Source organism: Micromonospora parastrephiae (genome assembly GCF_016802865.1).
Classification (GTDB): domain Bacteria; phylum Actinomycetota; class Actinomycetes; order Mycobacteriales; family Micromonosporaceae; genus Micromonospora; species Micromonospora parastrephiae.
Genome location: NZ_JAEVHM010000037.1, coordinates 1 through 19,453 on the forward strand (window position 1 = coordinate 1; position 19,453 = coordinate 19,453).

Annotated in this window: 16 protein-coding genes; 9 read left to right on the plus strand and 7 right to left on the minus strand. The window is 70.9% G+C overall.

What is annotated here, in order from left to right; genetic code table 11:
- Positions 1-212 precede the first annotated feature (212 nt).
- From JNW91_RS10740 to JNW91_RS10750, 3 genes are all read right to left on the minus strand, one after another.
- On the minus strand, positions 213-725 hold the full coding sequence (locus tag JNW91_RS10740; RefSeq protein ID WP_238424751.1) for a DUF3455 domain-containing protein: 513 nt from the start codon (positions 723-725) through the stop codon (positions 213-215).
- Between the two features lie 200 nt (positions 726-925).
- Positions 926-1,867 carry an ABC transporter ATP-binding protein gene (locus JNW91_RS10745; protein ID WP_309244311.1) on the minus strand — a complete coding sequence of 314 codons (942 nt, stop codon included), beginning with the start codon at positions 1,865-1,867 and terminating at the stop codon, positions 926-928.
- 185 nt (positions 1,868-2,052) lie between these two features.
- Positions 2,053-2,880 carry an SDR family oxidoreductase gene (locus JNW91_RS10750; RefSeq protein WP_203174733.1) on the minus strand — a complete coding sequence of 276 codons (828 nt, stop codon included), beginning with the start codon at positions 2,878-2,880 and terminating at the stop codon, positions 2,053-2,055.
- A 305-nt stretch (positions 2,881-3,185) separates the two neighbouring features.
- On the opposite strand from JNW91_RS10750, the gene JNW91_RS10755 reads away from it, so the two are divergent.
- The gene (locus tag JNW91_RS10755; protein WP_238424752.1) at positions 3,186-4,172 is read left to right on the plus strand and encodes a DUF1996 domain-containing protein; all 987 of its coding nucleotides are present in this window, start codon (positions 3,186-3,188) and stop codon (positions 4,170-4,172) included.
- Between the two features lie 105 nt (positions 4,173-4,277).
- Here the strand turns inward: JNW91_RS10755 and JNW91_RS10760 are convergent, their stop codons facing one another.
- A complete protein-coding gene (locus JNW91_RS10760) occupies positions 4,278-4,730 on the minus strand; it encodes a DUF4333 domain-containing protein (protein WP_203174734.1) in 453 nt (150 codons plus the stop codon).
- Between the two features lie 17 nt (positions 4,731-4,747).
- Positions 4,748-5,452: a hypothetical protein gene (locus JNW91_RS10765; protein ID WP_238424753.1), complete on the minus strand. Its 705-nt coding sequence runs from the start codon at positions 5,450-5,452 to the stop codon at positions 4,748-4,750.
- 239 nt (positions 5,453-5,691) lie between these two features.
- Here JNW91_RS10765 and JNW91_RS10770 point away from each other — a divergent pair, with 239 nt between their 5' ends.
- The 3 genes from JNW91_RS10770 (at position 5,692) to JNW91_RS32140 (ending at position 10,472) form a co-directional block, all read left to right on the plus strand.
- The gene (locus JNW91_RS10770) at positions 5,692-5,988 is read left to right on the plus strand and encodes a WXG100 family type VII secretion target (protein WP_203174735.1); all 297 of its coding nucleotides are present in this window, start codon (positions 5,692-5,694) and stop codon (positions 5,986-5,988) included.
- Between the two features lie 90 nt (positions 5,989-6,078).
- Complete coding sequence (locus JNW91_RS32135; protein WP_238424754.1) at positions 6,079-7,467, plus strand: hypothetical protein; 1,389 nt, start codon at positions 6,079-6,081, stop codon at positions 7,465-7,467.
- The gene (locus JNW91_RS32140; RefSeq protein WP_309244312.1) at positions 7,443-10,472 is read left to right on the plus strand and encodes an FtsK/SpoIIIE domain-containing protein; all 3,030 of its coding nucleotides are present in this window, start codon (positions 7,443-7,445) and stop codon (positions 10,470-10,472) included. Before JNW91_RS32135 ends, JNW91_RS32140 begins: the two co-directional genes overlap by 25 nt.
- Positions 10,473-10,693: 221 nt before the next feature.
- Here JNW91_RS32140 and JNW91_RS10780 read toward each other — a convergent pair whose 3' ends face one another.
- Together JNW91_RS10780 and JNW91_RS10785 are read right to left on the minus strand one after the other, a co-directional pair.
- A complete protein-coding gene (locus tag JNW91_RS10780; protein WP_203174736.1) occupies positions 10,694-11,356 on the minus strand; it encodes a hypothetical protein in 663 nt (220 codons plus the stop codon).
- 23 nt (positions 11,357-11,379) lie between these two features.
- A complete protein-coding gene (locus JNW91_RS10785) occupies positions 11,380-11,685 on the minus strand; it encodes a hypothetical protein (RefSeq protein WP_203174737.1) in 306 nt (101 codons plus the stop codon).
- Positions 11,686-11,892: 207 nt separating this feature from the next.
- Here JNW91_RS10785 and JNW91_RS10790 point away from each other — a divergent pair, with 207 nt between their 5' ends.
- The 5 genes from JNW91_RS10790 to JNW91_RS10810 all read left to right on the plus strand — a co-directional run bounded on the left by JNW91_RS10790 (position 11,893) and on the right by JNW91_RS10810 (position 19,348).
- Positions 11,893-15,252, plus strand: a complete 3,360-nt coding sequence (locus JNW91_RS10790) for a DUF6531 domain-containing protein (RefSeq protein WP_203174738.1) — start codon at positions 11,893-11,895, stop codon at positions 15,250-15,252.
- Positions 15,246-16,649: an RHS repeat-associated core domain-containing protein gene (locus JNW91_RS10795; protein ID WP_203174739.1), complete on the plus strand. Its 1,404-nt coding sequence runs from the start codon at positions 15,246-15,248 to the stop codon at positions 16,647-16,649. Before JNW91_RS10790 ends, JNW91_RS10795 begins: the two co-directional genes overlap by 7 nt.
- Before the next feature lie 15 nt (positions 16,650-16,664).
- The gene (locus JNW91_RS10800; protein WP_203174740.1) at positions 16,665-17,258 is read left to right on the plus strand and encodes a type VII secretion system-associated protein; all 594 of its coding nucleotides are present in this window, start codon (positions 16,665-16,667) and stop codon (positions 17,256-17,258) included.
- Between the two features lie 718 nt (positions 17,259-17,976).
- Complete coding sequence (locus JNW91_RS10805) at positions 17,977-18,687, plus strand: hypothetical protein (RefSeq protein ID WP_203174741.1); 711 nt, start codon at positions 17,977-17,979, stop codon at positions 18,685-18,687.
- Positions 18,688-18,730: 43 nt separating this feature from the next.
- Positions 18,731-19,348 (plus strand): COG4315 family predicted lipoprotein, encoded by a 618-nt coding sequence (locus JNW91_RS10810; protein ID WP_203174742.1) that lies wholly within the window; start codon positions 18,731-18,733, stop codon positions 19,346-19,348.
- The last annotated feature ends 105 nt before the right edge of the window (positions 19,349-19,453 follow it).

Here is a 19,453-nt window from a genome sequence, read left to right on the forward strand (position 1 = left end):
GCAACCTCCAACTGCTCTACCAGGGCCGATCCCCCAGCTCCGGCGGAGACTACGGCCTCCTGCCCTACCGACCCGGCCTACTCACCCTGCAACGCTGACGGGTGAATCTGTTGCGGCGGGCTCGGTGCGTGCCGAGCCCGCCGCGCTCGACGTCGGACGTGCCTACGAGCTGAACAGCTGCTGCCGGGAACAGCGCACCGGGGATGCGGCCGTCATCGCTTCGCGGCCCAGAAGACGTAGACCGCGCCGTACGGCACGGCCGCCGTCGCGCCGTCGGTACAGGCACCGGCCGGGGCGACGCCGCCCGAGGTCAGCAGGCGGCTGATGTACGCGACGTCGCTGAGCGCACCGGCGCCGCTGTGGGTGTCCACCGTCAGCAGCAGCTCCGGGATCGTCCCCGAACGCGGACTCTCCGCGGTCTTCTTCGCCGTGATCAACGAGTTGTCGCGCTCGGACTGCCAGCTCGGGCCCTTGAAGTGGTGGACCCGGCCGCCCGTGCCGATCAACTGGGCCTCCGGCACGGACGCGCCGGTGAACACACCGCCGACACACGTGTAGGTCTGCGTTCCGCCAGTGACGACGTACGCGCCGACGGGGCGAGAGCCCGCCGGTGGCTTGATGGCCGGGGCGATGCGCGGGATGGTCACCCGGCGCGCGTCCGTGGGGGCCGGCGCGGCCACTTCGGCGGCGGACGCCTGATGGGTGATCGCACCGATCGCCGTCATGACACCGGCCATACCGACGACCGCAAGCGCCCGAACCCGGGAGCGAGACGTGCTGAGCATGCGATTCCTCCGATTCGGGTAGGCGCACCTGCACCCACGTAATCCTTAACGGACGGAATGCGCACACCGATCAGCGGCACACCGGAATTGACCGATCGTTCATCTGGCCCGGCGCTCTCGTCAACACATTCGTGAGCTGATCAACCGGTGGGGGCCGTCAACCTACGGGCGGTCCGTGCACGGGCCGCCCAGCGCCCGTCCTGATACTGCACGTCGATGGAATGCGCGAAGGCCGCGGACACATTCTCGGTCGTCACGGTCACATCGGCGGGACCTGCCGCGACGGCATTCCCGCCCCTGATGAGCAACGCGTGGGTCGTCGTGGTCGGGAGTTCCTCGAGATGGTGGGTGACCATGATCGACGCGAGGCGAGGGTGGGTCTCGCCGAGGAGGTCGATGGTCTCGAGCAACTGTTCCCTGGCCGCGACGTCGAGACCGGTTGAGGGCTCGTCCAACAGCAGCAGCCGCGGTTGACTGACGAGCGCCCGGGCGATCAGAGCACGGCCGCGTTCGCCCTGCGAGAGCGTGGGCCAGCGCTCGTCGGCGGCACCTGCCAGGCCCAGTGTGCGGAGCAGGGAGTCGGCCCTGTCGAGGTCGTCCCGGGTTGGTTGCCAGCGCGGCGGGATGTCGACCGATCCGACGAGTCCGGTCAGAACGACCTCGCGGATGGTCAGGGGTGACCGCAGCGGGTGGCGCGGGTTCACGTGACCGATCGACCTGCGCAGCAGTTGCATGTCGACGCGGCCGAGTTGCTGGCCGAGGACCCGGGCGGTGCCGGAGCTCGGATGCGTGACCGCGCCGCAGAAACCCAGAAGCGTGCTCTTGCCCGCTCCGTTCGGCCCGAGCAGGGCCCAGTGCTCGCCCTCGCGCACGGTGAGACCGATGCCGTGCAGGATCTGCTTGCCATCCCGTCGGAACGTGACGTCGCGCAGTTCGACGACGAACGGAGCGGGGTGTCTGCCTGTGGTCATGGAAACGCGTGGCCTTCTCTGTCGAGCCGGGGCGAGTGGCCGGTCAATGCTGGCGCGGCTGACTCGCACGGTGCCACCGAGAATGCGCCGGCAATCAGTGATGAAGGCCACGCCACCTACCGACCAGCGCCTCCCGGTCAACTGCCGCGCACCCTGCGTTCACGCACACAGTTCTGATGTAGTTCAAACGAGGCGTGTCGCTGCACGTGTTGGCCGCCGCCTCCGAGACCGCCCAGCGGTACGCGTACTCGAGTTTCACCGTGCCGGCGGTCAGCGTGGGGGCGACACCGACGCGCTCACTCGACGGTGTGCTGACCCGCCTTGATCACCTGGTCATACTCACTGCGTCGGGCGTCGTAGGCGGACTCCAGGAACGCCTCCGAGTCCGGTCCGATCGGCAGCCGCAGCGGCGGCGAGTCCATCTGGCCGAGCCGCCAGACCACGTCGGCGAAGAGTTCGGGGGAGTTGATTTCCGCCTTGGCGTTCATGCCACGTAGCGCGCCGAGCATGCCGTCGTCGACCGGCGTGTAGTCGGCGATACGGTGCTCCGGCATCACCAGGTTGGCGCTGTAACCGGTGGCGAAACCGCCCGGCTGCAAAATGGTCACCTTCACCCCGAGGTGCGCGGCCTCGACGGCCAGCGACTCGGCCGCCCCCTCCACCGCGAACTTGCTCGCGGTGTACGCGGCAAGACCCGGGAAGGGGACCATGCCGGCGACCGAGCTGACGAAGATGGCGTGCCCGCCGTGCTGCGCCCGCCACACCGGCAGCACCGCGCGGGTGAGCCGCCAAGGCCCGAACACGTTGGTGTCGAACTGCGCGGCGAGTTCCGCATCGGAGACCTCCTCGAAGGTGCCGAACTGTCCGTAGGCCGCGTTGTTGACCAGGACGTCGACGCCGCCGAAGGCGTCCACCGCCCGCTCGACGGCTGCCGCGCACTGCTCCGGATCCCGTACGTCGAGGGCGGCGGCCACCACGTTGCCCGGGTGCCGCGCCACCAATCCGTCCAGGGTCTCCGACCGCCGGGCCGTCGCCACCACCTGTTCGCCCTCGGCGGCCAGCCGGCCCGCGAGAGCCAGACCGAGCCCGCTCGAACACCCCGTGATCAACCAACGCTTCGTCATGCCCTCGGCCCGCCCTATCCATTGAGTAATTCAGCGATTGCAGAGTGTCAAAAGCAGCGTGAGAGGTGAAGGTGAATTGACCGTCGCCAACCGGACGAGTCGGGTATCCGGCACGACGCCGTCGGTGCGGCTCGCACTGATCACAGCAGCGACCGGGGCGGGTTGGACCACACCGCCCACGCCGGACCGTCGGGTCAGATCACACCCGCGCCGGCCGGCGGAAACGCCCGGCACTGCCCGTCCTAGGCTCGACAGGGTGTGGCGACGGGAGTGGGTGCGTCAGCGTGCCGCATAGCGTTCGGGGCATGAGCGGGACCGCGATGGCCCGCCGCCGGGGCGTTGCCGTGACCCTGGCGCTGGAAGTGCTGCTTGTCGTGCTGGGCTTCGGCGTGGCGCAGCAGGTCGATGTCGACGGTGAGAGCAAGCCCCAGCCCGTGGCCAACCACCTCGGCCGCGACTTTGTCGACATCAGGTCCGTGCCGTCCGCCCCCACCGCTACCGCGACGGTGCCCGGCGCGGCCAGCGGTACCTTCACGTGGGACTGCGGCCGTAATGAGGTCGGCCACCGCAACACCGCCAACATCGTGATGGCGCCCGGATATCCCGGCCAGGCGCATCACGTGCACGACTACGTCGGCAACGTCTCCACCGCCGTCAACTCGACCCCTCGCACCCTCGCGCGGGCGGCGACCACCTGCCACAACGGTGATCGGTCGACCTACTTCTGGCCGGTGCTGCGCACAGTCGGGGCCGGCGGGGCGACGGGCCACGACGGTGAGATCCAGGTGCCGGTGCAGTTGACACTCACCTACTTCGGCAACCCGCGGGGAAACGTGGTTGCGATGCCGCAGCAGCTCGCCGGCACGGTCGGAGATGCCGTCGCCGTCACCAGCGGCGGTGCGAACGCGGCAGCGACGTGGACCTGCTCCAGCACGCCGGAACGCCGTACCACGGCGTATCCCGTCTGCCCGGGAGGCGACTCGGTGCTGCGGGTCTACGACTTCCCGAGTTGCTGGGACGGTCGGCGGACGGACAGCCAGAGTCACCGCGCCCACCTGGTATTCCCCTCTGGAGGCGGCGACTGCCCCCACAGCACGTTCCCGGTGCCGCGGCTGCGGCTGACCATCGCGTACGACATCCCGCCGGGCGTCCGGTTTCAGATCGACGCCTTCGACGGTCAGCGCAACAGCCCCCTGACCGACCATGGATTCTTCGTCAACCTGATGCCGGAGCCGCTGATGGCGAAGGTCGTGACCTGCCTCAACACCGGGCGAGTTTGCCGGGAGGGCTGATCGCCGCCAGGACGGTGGGCCGCTCCGGCCCCTCGCCCTGGCGGCTTGGCCGCCGGCACCCGGGCCGGCGTTACCCGGCGGCCCGACGTACGCCCTGCCGCTGCCTTACTGCGGGCGGCCGACCTCGAACCGGCCGTCGGGCGACTTCACCGTGACGCTGACCGTCTTCGGCAGGCCGGCAACCTGGGCGGAGCAGGAGAAGCGACTGCCCACGGTGACCGACTGCCCCGTCGGGCAGGCGACGTTGTTCGCGTCGAGCTGGTAGTCGTCGCGCAACACGGTCAGCACCCCCTGCTGGAGCGCCGCCGTGTCGAAGACCTTCCGGTTGAGGAAACCGGGCCAGACCAGGCCGAGCACGGCCACCAGCGCGACCAGGGCCACGACCGGGCCGGCCAGGCCCGCCACGAGCTTCGGGGAGATTCGCCGCCGACGCTCGGCGCCTGCGCCCGGGGCCGTCGAGGCCGGTCCCCACTGCGGCGGTGGTGCCGGTGCCCAACGGGGGGCGGGCGGGGATACGCCGTTGTCGTCGGCTCCGAAGCTCCCGTACGGGTTGCTCATCGTCGTCTCCTCCGGGTTCAGCGAGCGGCAGCCGGGGTGGGCACGTCGACCACCTCGGGCAGGGGCTTGGTCTTGCCCCCGGTCGGATTGATCGCGAACCAGGTGCCACCGACGCCCTGTCCCTTGATGTCGCCCGGCTTGGTGTCCTTCGAGAACAGGTAGACCGGCCAACCGGCAATGGTCACCTGGCAGGTGCCGTCCGCCCGCTCGACGTAGCCGACCAGCTGCGGGTTGATCCCGCTCGGGTAGATCTGGCCGGGCGACTTGATGAGCAGCGGGGGCCAGGTCTTGGCGCAGTCACCGTTGCAGTTGGACTTCGATGGCTTGGCCGTGTCCTTGTCGAACCGGTAGAGCGTCATGCCCCTTCCGTCGGCGACGTACGTGCCGATGTCGGCGGACGCGGTCCCGTTCAACTGCACGATGTTGCTGCCCCGCCCCATGTTCGGCGCGGGCGGGAGCGAGACGTCCGACGGCCCGCTGTAGATCTGCACGCGACGCTGGGTCTTCGCCACCGTGGGTTTCGGCAGCGGGGTCACCGGAGCCTCGATCACCTCGGGGTTCTCTTCCGGGGTCGCGGCGGCCGAGACGGTCGGGCTCGGCTGGCCGACCGTCGGAGCGGCGGCCGGCGCCGCCGATCCGGCTTCCTTGTCACCACACGCGGCCAGGGCCGCCAGGCTGGTCAGTGCGATCGCGGCCCGCGCGATCCGGCTGCGCAACAACATCTGTGCTCTACCTCGTGTTCGGGGAAGAACCGTGCCCGTATGCGCGGTCCGGCACCCACACGACTCGATCGGCGAAGTGGTTCACCGCGGCGGCGGGAAGAGCCTCCGGTCACGAAGCCGAACTTTCCGCTGAACCGTTTCGGGTCGCCGTCCGTGTGGGTGGCGGCAACGGCGAAAGACGGTTCACGACAGACCGCCTGACGAGCCGGAGAGACCCGAAGAAACGAGGGAGCGGAAACGTGGCTACTTACCACATCGTCAGCGAGGACATGCAGGAGTCGGCGAGCTGGCTGAAGCAGAACATGCAGACGCTGCTCGACGGGATGACCCAGGCCAAGAGCAAGATCGACACGCTGATCCAGGGCGGCTACAACACCCCGGGGGCACAGCAGCAGTTCGGCCCGTACTTCGAGGAGTACAAGGGCAGCGTGGACCAGACCCTGCACGGCATGGAGGGCATCAGCCAGTACCTCACGCAGGTCAGCGACGCCTTCTCGGACACCGACACGCAGACCGCCAGCAGCCTCGGCCGCTGACGACCGGACGGTCTCGGGGCCGCGTGGTGAGCACATCACCACGCGGCCCCGACCGTTTGTTCCGACGGACCATCCGACCAGGAGAACCACGTGCGCCTGTTGCTCACCGTTGCGGATCCGTCCACCGTCGTCACCGACTACCAGGTCGAGGCGAGCCCCGAAAACACCGTCGGGGAACTCGCCGAGGCACTGGCCGCGCGTCGCGCGGAGCCCGGTGACACGCCCCCGACGATCTTCGTCGCCGGAGCGCCGCTGGACCCCCGGCTCACCCTCGCCGAGGCACCCCTGCGCCAAGGCGCTGTGCTCGGCCTGGACCGACCCGTACTCGAGGCTCCCCCGCAACCGCCCGGCCTGCTGGAGGTCCGCGTGGTCAGCGGAACCGACGCCGGCAGTGTCCACCAACTCGACATCGGCGAGCACGCGATCGGTGCCGCGAGCATCAGCCGCATCCGCCTCACCGATTCCTCCCTCGCCGCCGTGATGGCCTGGATCCGAATCACCCCGGATGGCGAGTGCCGCCTACGCCCGGCCCAGCCCGGGCTGCTGCTCGACCGCGCCGAACTCGACGGCGAACAGATGTGGCCCCCCGGTGCGCAGCTTGCCGTGGGCTCGTCCATGCTGGAACTACGCCGCCCGGTCCGGGCGGAGGCCGCACTGCAGATCTCCGAGGACCGCACCGGCCTGGACTACAACCGCCCGCCGCGGTTGCTCCCCGCAGCCCGGACCACCCAGTTCTCCCTTCCAGGGCCACCGTCGCCACCCGATCGGCGACCGATCGCCCTGATCACCGTGTTGGCCCCGCTGGTCGTGTCCGGGGCTGCCTACCTCGTCACGCGGAATCCGCTGACCCTGCTCTTCGCCGCCCTGTCACCGCTGGCGTTGATCGCCAGTCAGGTCGGTGCCCGCCGCCAGGGAAAGGTCACCTACCGCACCCGACTCGCCGAGTACGAGGCGAAGAGAAGGCGGATCACCGCCGAGGCGCAGGAGGCGCTGACGGCCGAGCGGCTGGCCCGGCGGGACAACTTCCCCGACCCGGCGGCGGTGCGCCTGATCGCCGTGGGGCCGCAGCGCCGGCTCTGGGAACGGCGCCACACCGACCCGGACTTCCTTGAATTGCGAGCCGGTAGTGCCGACCTCCCGTCCGAGGTGGTGCTCCGGGATCCGAGCCAGGACGAGCACCGCCGCGAGATCCGGTGGAGCGCGCTCGACGTACCGGCGACCGTGCCGGTGCGCCAACACGGCGTGGTCGGCGTCGCCGGCGGCGCGGTCGCCCGCGCCACAGCACGGTGGATGGTGGCGCAGGCGGCCACCCTGCACAGCCCGGAGGACCTGCAGATCTATCTGCTCGCCGCGCCGGCGACGAGGAGGGCTGGTCGTGGGCCGGCTGGCTGCCGCACGCGACACCGCGCGACGGCCAGGACACCCTCGCCACCGTCGGCGCCGACACCCAGACGGTGGCCCGGCGGGTGGCCGAGCTGATCGCCGTCATCTCGGCCCGCTCCGCCGAGCGAACCGACGGCGCCTTCCGCGACATCCTCGTGGTGCTGGACGGGGCGCGCCGGCTGCGTTCCCTGCCCGGCGTGACGCAGATCCTGCGGGAAGGGCCGTCGGTCGGTGTGCACGCGATCTGCATCGACACCGAGGAGAAGCTGTTGCCGGAGGAGTGCCAGGCGGTCGTCGCCGAGCAGGCCGACGGAACGCTGCTGGTAACCCGGACGCTCGCCGCCCCGGTCTCCGGGGTCCACCCGGACCTGATCTCGTTGAACTGGCTGCGCTCCGTGGCCCGCGCGCTGGCCCCCCTGCGCGACACCGGCGGCGCGGACGACGGCGCTGCCCTGCCGGACGCGAGCCGGTTGCTCGACGTACTGGGCATGGAGCCGCCGGAGCCCGACGCGGTAGCGGCGCGGTGGACCACCGGGGGCCGGACCACCGAGGCCGTGCTGGGCGTCTCGCTGGACGGGCCGTTCGCCCTGGACCTCAAGCGGGACGGGCCGCACGCCCTGGTGGCCGGCACCACCGGCTCCGGAAAGTCCGAGCTGTTGCAGACCCTGGTCGCCTCGCTCGCCGTCGCCAACCGACCGGACGCCATGACCTTCGTCCTGGTCGACTACAAGGGTGGTAGCGCGTTCAAGGACTGCGTCCTGCTGCCACACACCGTCGGCATGGTCACGGACCTCGACACCCACCTGGTGAGCAGGGCGCTGACCTCGCTCACCGCGGAGCTGCGGCGGCGGGAACACATTCTCGCCGAGGCGGGCGCGAAGGACATCGACGACTATGTCGACCTGCTGCGCCGCGAGCCGACCCGGACCCCGATGCCGCGGCTGCTGATCGTGATCGACGAGTTCGCGTCGATGATCCGCGACCTGCCGGACTTCGTGGCGGGTCTGGTCAACATCGCTCAGCGGGGTCGGTCACTCGGCATCCACCTGGTGCTGGCCACCCAGCGCCCGGGCGGTGTGGTGTCACCCGAGATCCGGGCGAACACCAACCTGCGGATCGCGCTGCGGGTGACCGACAGCAGCGAGAGTCAGGACGTGCTGAACGCCCCGGACGCGGCCTCGATCTCCAAGTCGACGCCCGGCCGCGCCTTCGTACGTCTGGCGCAGTCGTCGCTGGTGCCGTTCCAGGCCGGACGGGTCGGCGGCTTCCGTCCAGGAGTTCGCACCACCGCCCGGCAGGTTCCGTGGCTGGCACCGCTCTCCTGGCCGGACCTGGGGCGGTCGGCGCCGACCCGGCCGGGCGTCAAGGCCGAGCCGTCCGCCGAGCTGACCGACCTCGCCGTGCTGGTCGAGGCGATCCGGGGCGCCAGCGTTCAGCTGGACATCCCGCCGCAGCACAGTCCGTGGTTGCCGGCGTTGCCGAACAACCTGATCGTGGACGCGCTTCCCGCCGCACGCGGCAGCGGCTACCACCTGCCTTCGGTGGCCTACGGCCTGCTGGACCTGCCGGCCCAGCAGGATCAAATGCCGCTGGAGCTGGACCTGGGGACGCTGGGACACCTGCACGTCATCGGTTCGTCGCGCAGCGGCCGGTCGCAGACGCTGCGGACGATCTCCGGGACGGTGGCCCGTACGCACTCGGCGGCGGACGTCCACCTCTACGGCGTCGACTGCGGCAACGGGGCCCTGCTGGCCCTCAACGACCTGCCGCACTGCGGTGCGGTGGTGCAGCGCACGGAGGCGGAGCGCCTCGGTCGGCTGTTCGGCCGCCTCGTCGCCGAACTGGGACGGCGACAGCAACTGCTCGCCTCCACCGGCTCGGCGAGCCTCGTCGAGTACCGGGCCGGCGTGGCCGAGGGAGAACGTCCGCCACACGTCCTGCTGCTGCTCGACCGGTTCGAGGTCTTCGACAAGACCTTCGCCGACTACGACAACGGCAACATCATGGCGGCGCTGCTCACGCTGCTGCGGGAGGGCGCCGGTGCCGGGATCCACGTGGTGCTGGCCGGTGACCGGAGCATGTTCTCCACCCGAATCTCGTCGACCACTGACGACAAGCTGGTGCTCCGACTGACCGAGCGCAGCGACTACAGCATGGTCGGCATCAACTATCGGCAGTTGCCCGATGAGATCGAGGCGGGCCGGGCGATCCGGGCCGTCGACAGCGCGGAGGCGCAGATCGCCCTGCTCGCCGAGGACAGCTCCGGTCAGGGCCAGGCGCGGGCCCTCGCCGAGATCGCCGAAACCGCTGGCCGGCGGGACGCCGATCTCGCCGACGCCGCCCGCCCCTTCCGGATCGACGTGCTGCCGGACGAGCTGACCCTGGCGGACACCCGGACGCTGGTGCGGCCGGCCTCGCCACTCTGGACGATGCTCGGGGTGGGCGGCGACGAGCTCACGGCGATCGGCCCGGACCTGGAGAACATTCCCACCTTCATCCTGGCCGGACCACCACGCTCGGGTCGGAGCACCACGCTGCTGACGATGGTCGCCGGCCTGCTGGAGAAGGGGACGCCCGTGGTGATCGCGGCCCCCCGCCGGTCGCCACTGCGGGAACTGGCCGGCCTACCCGGGGTGCTCGACCTCGTGACCAGCGAGAACTTCACCTCTGCGGGACTCGCGGCGGCGCTGGACGGGCGGACCGGGCCGGCCGTGGTCGTCCTCGACGACGCCGAGCAGCTGCTCAAGTGCGACGCCGGCAGCGACCTCGGGGAGATCGCGCGGGCCGGGGCGGAGAAGGGCCTCGGCCTGATCATGGCTGGGTCCATCGACGGCCTCGCCGGCGGCTTCGGCGGCTGGCACGTCGACGCCCGGCGCAACCGGCAGGGCGGGCTGCTCAGCCCACAGGGCCTCGGCGACGGGGAGCTGATCGGCGCCAAGCTTTCCCGCGGCCAGCTCGGCGGCGGGCGGGCGGGCCGGGCGCTCGCCCACTTCGGCGACGGCAAGCTGCACCTGGTGCAGGTGCCGCGGACCGAACCCGCCGCGCTGCGGGCACTGCTTGCGGACGCCGGGTCCCCGGTCACCGAGCCGGCGGAAGGCTGACCTCGGGCCGGTGAATCGGCCGACATGAGGACCGACGTCGGCGTACAGGTGGGGGCGACGAGTCAGGCAGCGAGTCGGTGCCGAGCTGGGCGACGAGCCTGCTGATCGCCGGCATGTCACGTCCGTGAGGGTGACATGCCGGCGGCACCGGAAGCCGGCGGGTGGAAACAAATCGGGGGGGACACCGCCCCCAGGTGTCCCCCCCGACGCGGAGTCGACAGCTACCCCCTGGTTGCCGACTCCTGCGGGGACGCCGGCGGTGTGAGCGCCGGGCCATCACCGTCCCAGGTGAGCTCAAGTGTCCCGGTGATCGTGGCAAAGAGCTCGAAGAGCTCCTCCGCCTCCGCGAGGTTCGGGCTCGACCCGGTCACCACCAGGACGTTCGCGGAGCCCGGCAGCGGTACGACGGTGTGCATCACGGCGCAACGCATGGCTGCGCCGTCCTGGGTCACGTTTTGGATGCCGTGCACCCGGCCGACCGTGCCGACCGCGGGGATCTGCGCAGTGCTCACCCGGCGCCAGGTCCCGTCGGCGTGAGCCGGCTGCCCGACCGCGGTCAGCGCGCCGAGGATGTCACCGGTCGCCGGTGGGGTGACCACAGAGACCAGCAGGGAGGCGGTGAGCGGGCCGTCCTCGTACAGCTGGAAGACGCCGGCGGCGTGCATCGCGCCGGCGCGGCGGGCCTCGCGCACGGACCGGCGCAGCTGCTCGGCGTACTGCCCCGCCTGCTCCTCGGTGAAGCCGCCTTCGCGGGCCCGCGTCCACACGTCGTTCGCCATCCGGTTCTCGCTCGCCTCGTCGGCGACGGCGTAGTCCACCCAGTCCTCCGGCGTGCGCAGCCGGAAACCGTTCGGGGTCGAGACGGTGGTCGTCGCGCCGGTCACTGAACTGACTCCTTCACCGCTGGTCAACTTGCCGCCCCGCTGTCCGGGTTCGTGAGTGCGTTGACGGTCTGCTCGTCCGTCTCCCGGAACGCGTCCGCCACCGCCTTCGCGGCGTCGCGTACGCCTTCGAGGTCCTTCGCCACGACGTGGCGACCGTCACCCCATCGCTTCTCGAACTCGTGGGCCGCCTTCTGCAGGTCGCGCTGCCCGAGCGTGTCGACCACATGGCCCATGGACCTGATCGGCGCGCTGTCCATCAGGTCCTTGGTGCGCTGCAGCAGGTCGTGCACACGCTCCAGTTCGGCACCGGGTACGTCGATCACGCTCATGCCAGCACCGCCGCGCCGACCCTGCCGGTTCGCTCGCTCATCTCCGACTCCCTTCGGACCGTCACAGCAACTCCGCGCCGTACACGGACCGGCGGGCAGAGCGGTTCAACCCTGAACCGATCTTCCATCGCCTACGTGTGCAGGTCGGCTCCTGCGCCGGTTGGTTGCTTCCAGGATGCCGAGACGGTGCGATAGGGGAGGTTGGTCATGACGCGTCCAGGGGACGCCGAGTGGTCGGTGTTGCAACTCGACTCCGATCCGGTGCCTGGTGATCCAGAGTCCTTTGAGGAGATCACCCGCGCCTACCAGGAGTTGGCCAGGACCACCCAGGAAGCTCACGACCTGCTCGCCGGCGGCGGCCAGATCGACGTCGGGCAGGGCAAGGCGATGGAAGCCTTCCGGGACCTGATCGGCAAGCTGCCACCGCGGCTGGACCGGATGGCCCACTCCTATTCCGCCGCCGCCGACGCGTACCTGCGCTACCTTCCCTCCCTCGAAGAGGCGCAGACGATGTCGCTGCGCGCCCTGGACCAGGCCCAGCAGGCCTCCGGCGACCAGGGATCGGCGCAGGCGGCGGTGTCGTCGGCACAGGCGGCGCTGACCGCGCTCAGCGGCGACGCGGACGCTGCGAAGGACGCGAAGGACAAGGCCGACGACGAGGTCGCCGCAGCCAAGCGCCGAGCCGACGACGCCCGGCAGGCCCTGGACCAGGCCAAGGCGCTCCTCGGTCAGGCGACCGCGCTACGCGACCAAGCCGCCCGCTCGGCGGCCGAGACGCTCCGGCACCTGGCGAAAGACGCCCCACAGCGGTCGCTCTGGGAGAAGATTGCCGAGGCGTTCCACGCGTTCGTCGAGTTCCTGCGCAGCACCGTGATCCAGTGGATCACCACCGTCCTCGACGTGCTCTCCGTGATCGCATCGTTCATCTTCCCGCCACTCGGCGAAGCGATCGGCCTGCTGTCCGGCGCGATCGACCTCGCGTCGGCCGTGCTCGGCGGAGACCCGGCCGAGATCGGTCTGGCCGCCGGCGGTCTGGCCCTCGGTCTGATCCCGGGCGGCCGGGCCGCCGCGCTGGTCATGAAGTTCGCCGCCAAGGGCGGCAAGGCGCTCGGCCTGGCCGGCGACGGCGTCAAGGGAGCCACGCGAGGCCTGGACGGCGGCGGAGGCAAGACGATCGGGGGTGCGCTGCCCGGCAGGGGCGCAGGCGCCAACCGCCCGCCCGTCCCGAAGGACACCTCCCTGTCGATCGATGTACGCAAGTGCGTCACCGATCCGATCGACGTCGCCACCGGGGAGATGGTGCTCTCCCAGATCGACCTGGAGTTGGCCGATCCGCTCCCGCTGGTGCTGGAGCGAACGCACCTCTCGTCGTACCGGGCGGGCGGTTGGTTCGGACCGAGCTGGGCAGCCACCCTCGACCAGCGGCTCGAGTGGGATGCGCAGGGCGTCTGCTACTTCGCCCCCGACGGCACGATCCTGGTCTACCCGCCGGCTTTCCCCGGCGAGCCGGTCCTCCCCGTCGAGGGGCCGCGATGGCCACTGACGGTGCACTCCGACGGCACGGCCGTGGTGACCGACCCGGTGGCCGGTCGGTCGAGCCTGTTCCTGGTCTCCGGCGCGGTCGGCCGGGTCGCGGCGGTTGTCGACGGTGACGGCAACCGGCTGGAGGTGGTGCGGGACGAGCGACACGCGCCGGTCGCGCTGCGGCACGTGAACGGAGAGTGGATCGCCGTCAGCACCTCGGGCAACCGGGTCACCGCTCTGCACCGGACGGGTCCCGGCGGGCGGCCCACCGAGCTGATCGCCGAATACCGCTACGACGAGCAGGGCCGGCTCGTGGAGGTCCTCAACACCTCCGGCCAGCCGATGCGCTTCGGGTACGACGACGCAGGGCGCGTCACCGGCTGGCGCGACCGCAACGGCGTCGAGTACCGGTACACGTACGACGCCGCCGGGCGCTGCGTGCGTACCGAGGGTGCGGACGGGTTCCTGAACGGCACCCTCGCCTACGACCACGCCGAGCGGACCACGACGTACACCGACTCGCTCGGCAACGTCACCGTCTACCGGCTGGACGACCTGCGGCACGTGGCGAGCGAGACCGACCCGCTGGGCAACACCACCCGGTACGAGTGGGGCCGGTACAACCAGCTGCTGGCCCGGATCGACCCGCTGGGCCGGACCACCCGCTACGAGTACGACGCCGACGGCCAGTTGAGCACGGTGATCCGTCCGGACGGCACGGAGGCGCAGTTCACGAGCGGTGGCGACGCCATGGCCACGACGATCGCGGTGCGGGCCGGGGACCGGGTTCTCACCCGTGACTACGGCACCATGCCGGACCCGACCGTGGGGCAGGTCGGGGTGGCCGAGCCGTTCGACTACGACCGGCTGCGCGCGGACGACCTGGTCCGGGAGTCCGCACTCGCCGGCGGCCTGATCCACCGGATCGGCGCGCGCGGCCGCGTCGAACTGGTGCGCTACGACGACGAGGGCAACCCGGTCGAGCGGGTGGACGCGGCTGGCCAGGTCACCCGCACCGAGTACGGACCCTTCGACCTCGTGCTGGCCAGGGTGGACGCCGACGGCGCCCGGACCAGCTACGGGTACGACGCCGAGCTGCGGCTGATCCGCGTCACCGATCCCCGTGGCCTGGAGTGGCACTACACCTACGACGCGGCGGGCCGGCTGGTCGAGGAGATCGACTTCAACGGCCGGGTACGGCGGTACGACTACGACGCGGCCGGCCAGCTGATCCGGTCGACGAACGGGCTGGGTGAGGTCACCGAGTACGAGCATGATCTGCTCGGCAACGTGGTCGAGCGCCGAACCGTGTCCGGCACCACCCGGTACCGCTACGACGCGGTCGGCCGGCTGGTGGCGGCCGAGAACGCCGACGCCGAGCTGCTGATCGAGCGCGACGAGCGCGGGCGTGTGGTGGCGCACACCACGAACGGCCGTACCCTCTCCTTCCGTTACGACGACCGCACCGGCGCCCGGCACCGCCGCACCCCCAACGGATCGGAGAGCGTCTGGGCGTACGACCCGTTCGGCAACCTCGATTCGTTGGTCACCGCGGGGCGCACACTCGGCTTCCGGCACGACTGGCAGGGCCGGGAGCTGCGCCGCAGCCTCGACGGCCAGGTGGTGCTCGAGCAGACGTTCGGCACCGACCGGCAGCTCGCCGCACAGGTGCTGCCCGGCCTGCGGCAGCGCCGGTTCGACTACCGGGCCGATGGCCTGCTCGCCGGCATCGACGACGACGTGACGGGCCGGGTCGACTTCACACTGGACGGCGCGGGCCGGGTGCTCGCCGTCCGGGGCGCGGGCCGGGTTGAGGACTACCGGTACGACGCGACCGGCAACCTGACATCGGCCGGTGTGGCCGGCCTGCCGTACGCCGGGGAACTGCGCTACGACGGCAACCTGGTCACCGAGGCGGGCGGGGTCCGCTACCGGTACGACGCGCAGGGCCGGATGGTCAGCCGGACGCTGACGACCCGGCGGACGGGGACCGCACCTGGCACTTCGAGTGGGACGCCCACGACCGGCTCGTCGGGGTGTTGACCCCGAACGGCGACCGCTGGCGCTACCGCTACGACCCGCTCGGCCGCCGGATCGCCAAGCAGCGGTACGCGGGCGACGGCACGACCCCGGTCGAGCGGATGGACTTCGTCTGGGACGGGTCGCTGCTGGTCGAGCAGGTGCACACGGACGAGCAGGGCCGTACCCGGGTGACCACCTGGGAGTACCACCCGGACGAGCAGCGTCCGGTGGCCCAGACCGTCCGGGACGAGCGTGACCAGATCGAAGAGCGCTTCTACGCGATCGTCACCGACCTGGTCGGCACGCCCACAGACCTGGTCGACGCGGGCGGGAATCTTGCCTGGCGGAACGACGCCACCCTGTGGGGTGCGTCGACGGCCGACGGTGCCGACCCGGGCGTGATCCCGCTGCGGTTCCCCGGGCAGTACCTGGACCCGGAGACCGGGCTGCACTACAACGTCTACCGCTACTACGACCCGATCAGTGCCCGGTACGTCAGCCAGGACCCGCTCGGCCTCGCGCCGGCACCGGATCCGGCCGGCTACGTACCCAACCCGTACGCGGCGGCCGACCCGCTCGGCCTGGCCTGCACCGCCGGCTCGTCGAGCAAGACCCCGGGTTCGCCCGGTGGCGGCACGGACGCCGGGCACCTGCCGGACACCAGCTCTGCTCCGCCCAGCCCGCGTGGCCCGCAGCCGAACACGCCGTCGACGTCCGACGTGGCGGGGCCGAGCAACGCCGATCCCCTGGCCAAGGTGACGCCGCAGCCCGTGCTCCCGGGCCCGAACAAGCCCGACGTCACGTTCCACGGCTCCACCGTCGGACCGTACGACATCGACAAGGACGGGAAGCTGATCGGCATCTTCGCCAACGGGTTGAAGTCCGACGCGATGCGGTTCGACAAGGTACCGCACTACAACCTCGGGAAACACCAGCACAAGCCCACGGGCAGTGGCTTCGTCTCCACCACCGGAAATCCGGATGTCGCCCTGCAGTTCGTGCGGCCCACGTACACGGACACCGGCGGGAAGATCCTCCGGCCAGGCCCAGACAAGGGCTGGTTCGGCGGTCCACCCGACAAGTACGAGAAGCATGACGGCTGGATCTACGCGGTCGACGCGAAGAACACGCCGATGGTCCACGCACCGTCACAGAACTACGAAGGCCTGAATCACATGAAGTACCAGGATGAGTGGGCTGCCATCGACCAGATCCCGCCGGACAAGATCCTCGGCGCGTATCGCGTCAATCACCACTACAACCCCGTCGGCACGCAGAAGGACGGCCTGAACAGCGTCCGGATCGACCATCACCCCGACGAGGGCTTCTCGATGAACCACTTCGTCAAGAACTACGGCTACACCGACCCGCACGCATCCGGTTCCGGCGCGGCGAGCGGTTCCGGCGCGGCGAGCTGACGGCGGGAGCAGGCGATGAGCGAGCAGGACCGAATTCAGGGCGAGGAGATGAGTGCAGTGGTGACAGCAGGACCACCCCCGATGGTGACCGACGAGATGCGTCGGCAGGCGAAGCAGGCCCCGGACACCTGGATCTACGCGGTCGACCCGGCGTTCGAGGGCGCCGGCGACGTGCCTGGCTGGGCGGTGATCGGCGCGTTCCGGGTGGACGAGCGGGGTGAGATCAGCGACGAGTTCCAGCGGAATCCCAACTACCAACCGACACCTGTCGCGCTCGGCTTCCCGGCCCCGGCCAATGAGGTGGAGAACGCGTTGCAGTTGGCCGTCACCGGCCTGGGCGGCGACGAGAAGGTCCGCGTGGCCCTGCTGACCGCGACCGTCTTCGTGCCGTACGTGCCCGGGGTGGGTATCGCCGACCTGGATGCGGGCCTGGACCGGCCGGTGGTGCACGCGTTCACCTCGGAGCAGTACCTGCCCGATCCGGCCGACTGGCCGTACTGGGAGCGACGCGCCGTCCGGGACCTCATCGAACCGATCGGTGACCGGTACCTGGTGCTCAACCCGGGGAGTTCGCTCGAGCTGCGGCTGCCCGCCTCCGATCTCCGCTGACCGACCGCCGTACCGACCGGAGCCACGACGACAGTGAATGAGGTAGTCATGCGCACGCCGCTTCCCGCCGCTACATGCCGGTCGCCCAGGGCGACGCGAGGTGGGTTGCTCGCCATCGCGGCCGCGCTGCTGTTCCTGCTGCTGCCGCTGAGCCCGGGCACGGCGAGCGCGGTGGAGCCGTCGGTGCCGTACTGGGTGGTGCCGGGCGAACCCGGCACGGAGAGCGATCTGACCCTGGCCGGGGTCGCCGACCGGGTGCTCGGCGAAGCCCGGCGCGCGCCGGAACTCTTCGAGCTCAACAAGGGACGGATGCAGCCCGACGGTCTCGCGTTGACCGATCCGGGGCAGCCGATCATGGCCGGTTGGGTCTTCATCCTTCCCGAGGGCGCGGTCTCCGGCGAGATCCGGATCGGCACGCCGCCGACGGTCACGCCGACAGCGGGCCAGCAACCCGCCGGCCAGCAGCCGGTTGCGCCGCCGGGGGGCGGTCAGCCCCAGCCGGCCGCCCCGGCAGCAGCGCAGCCGGCCGCACCGGTGGATAACGGCGAAACCCTGATCCTCGGTCTCCGACCGGTCACCGCGGGGCTGCTCGGCGTGGGCGCGGTGCTGGTGCTGGCCGTCGTCGTACTGGTGCCGATCCTGCTGGGACGGCGCCGGCGCACGGCCGGTCCGCCCGCCCGGCGCCGCGCCGGGCTCCCGGGCGGTCCTGGACCGCGCGTTGCGGCAACTCGCCCTGCAGGCCAGCCAGGCCCAGGTGTACGCGGCCCTGATCGGCCCGGACCGGGTCTCGCTGCGACTGGCACCGGCGCTGCCGGAGGCCCCACCTCCGTGGCAGGCGCGGCAGCAGGGTGCGATCTGGGAGGCACCGACCTGGCAGCTCGACCAGAACCCGGACGACACCGCTGGTCTGCCGCTGCTCGCCACCGTAGGAACGGTCGGGGGCGAGTTGACCGTCGTCAACCTCGGGCGTGCGCCGGGCATCGTCGCGCTCACCGGGGACCCCGCAGCCTCGATGCGCGTCGCGGGCGCCTTCCTCGACGAGATCGGCCGTCATTCCGCAGCAGCCTCCGTGACGATCAGCCTCGTCGGCACGGCGCCTCCTCCGTGGCCGGTTCCGGAGCGGGTCCGGGTCGTCACCGACGCGCGGAACATCCTGGTGCAGGCCGGCGACGGCGGCGCTCACCAGTCCGAGACGCTGCGCGACCACCTGGTGGTGGTCACCACCCCGATCCCGCCGGCTGAGCTGGAGCGCCTCGGCGCGCTGGCGGCGGTGTCGGACGGGACGGCGGCGGTACTGGTCGTCGGCGACGCGCCGAACGCCGCCTGGCGGTTCGAGGCCGAGGCCGACGGGTCTCTCGACGTCGGGGTGCTCGGGTTGCACCTCGATCGTCCGACACCGCGCGGTCGGCTCGTCCCGGGTCGTGGCTGACCGGCTCTCTCCTGTCCGAACCTGTCGATCGATTGGTGTGGCGATGAAGGCACTCATTCCCCGTACGCTGCTCGGCTCCCTGGCGCTGTCCGTGGCGCTGCTCGCGACCGGGTGCACGACCACGGTGACCGATCCGGTCGCCATGCCCCAGCCGGACTCGGCCGGCAGCACCCAGCGGCCGGAGACCGGTGCCGCCCAGCAGCCGGAGACCGGTGCCGTGCAGCAGCCAACGGGGGACAGCCCGCAGAACGGTCTGGGGCAGCGCAGCCCCGACAACGGTTACTGGCCGGCGTCGGTGCAGCTCGGAGACAACCCGGAACTCGGCCCGATCGTGCTCGACGGGCAGGGCTTCACCCTCTACCGGTTCGACAAGGACAGCTCTTCGCCGTCCCAGTCGAACTGCACGGAAGGTTGCCTCATGGAGTGGCTGCCGGTGCTGGTCAGCGAAAAGATCAAGTTCGAGAACCTCGACCCCGCCAAACTGGGCGCGATGGCCCGTCCCGACGGCACCCAGCAGGTGACCGTGGGCGGCTGGCCGGTCTACCGCTACGCCGACGACAAGGTGCCCGGGCAGATTTCCGGGCAGGGCGCCGACGGGCTCTGGTTCGTGGTGGCCCCGGACGGCGCCAAGGCCGCCGCGCCGGGCGACCAAGGTATTTGACGGCGCAACAACGTGAGCAGAAATACACATTCGTCTGCGATCTCCCGTAAACGGGAACGCGACAGGCATCCTGATGCCCTGTGGGCACCGGTGGGAGCCGGCGTC

Excerpts from the sequence above, each read along its gene's own strand:
- JNW91_RS10755 (WP_238424752.1), top strand. The coding sequence starts at position 3,186 with ATGAGCGGGACCGCGATGGCCCGCCGCCGGGGCGTTGCCGTGACCCTG.
- JNW91_RS10810 (WP_203174742.1), top strand. The coding sequence starts at position 18,731 with ATGAAGGCACTCATTCCCCGTACGCTGCTCGGCTCCCTGGCGCTGTCC.
- JNW91_RS10760 (WP_203174734.1), bottom strand. The coding sequence starts at position 4,730 with ATGAGCAACCCGTACGGGAGCTTCGGAGCCGACGACAACGGCGTATCC.
- JNW91_RS10750 (WP_203174733.1), bottom strand. The coding sequence starts at position 2,880 with ATGACGAAGCGTTGGTTGATCACGGGGTGTTCGAGCGGGCTCGGTCTG.
- JNW91_RS10785 (WP_203174737.1), bottom strand. The coding sequence starts at position 11,685 with ATGAGCGTGATCGACGTACCCGGTGCCGAACTGGAGCGTGTGCACGAC.
- JNW91_RS10800 (WP_203174740.1), top strand. The coding sequence starts at position 16,665 with ATGAGCGAGCAGGACCGAATTCAGGGCGAGGAGATGAGTGCAGTGGTG.
- JNW91_RS10765 (WP_238424753.1), bottom strand. The coding sequence starts at position 5,452 with ATGTTGTTGCGCAGCCGGATCGCGCGGGCCGCGATCGCACTGACCAGC.
- JNW91_RS10740 (WP_238424751.1), bottom strand. The coding sequence starts at position 725 with ATGACGGCGATCGGTGCGATCACCCATCAGGCGTCCGCCGCCGAAGTG.
- JNW91_RS10790 (WP_203174738.1), top strand. The coding sequence starts at position 11,893 with ATGACGCGTCCAGGGGACGCCGAGTGGTCGGTGTTGCAACTCGACTCC.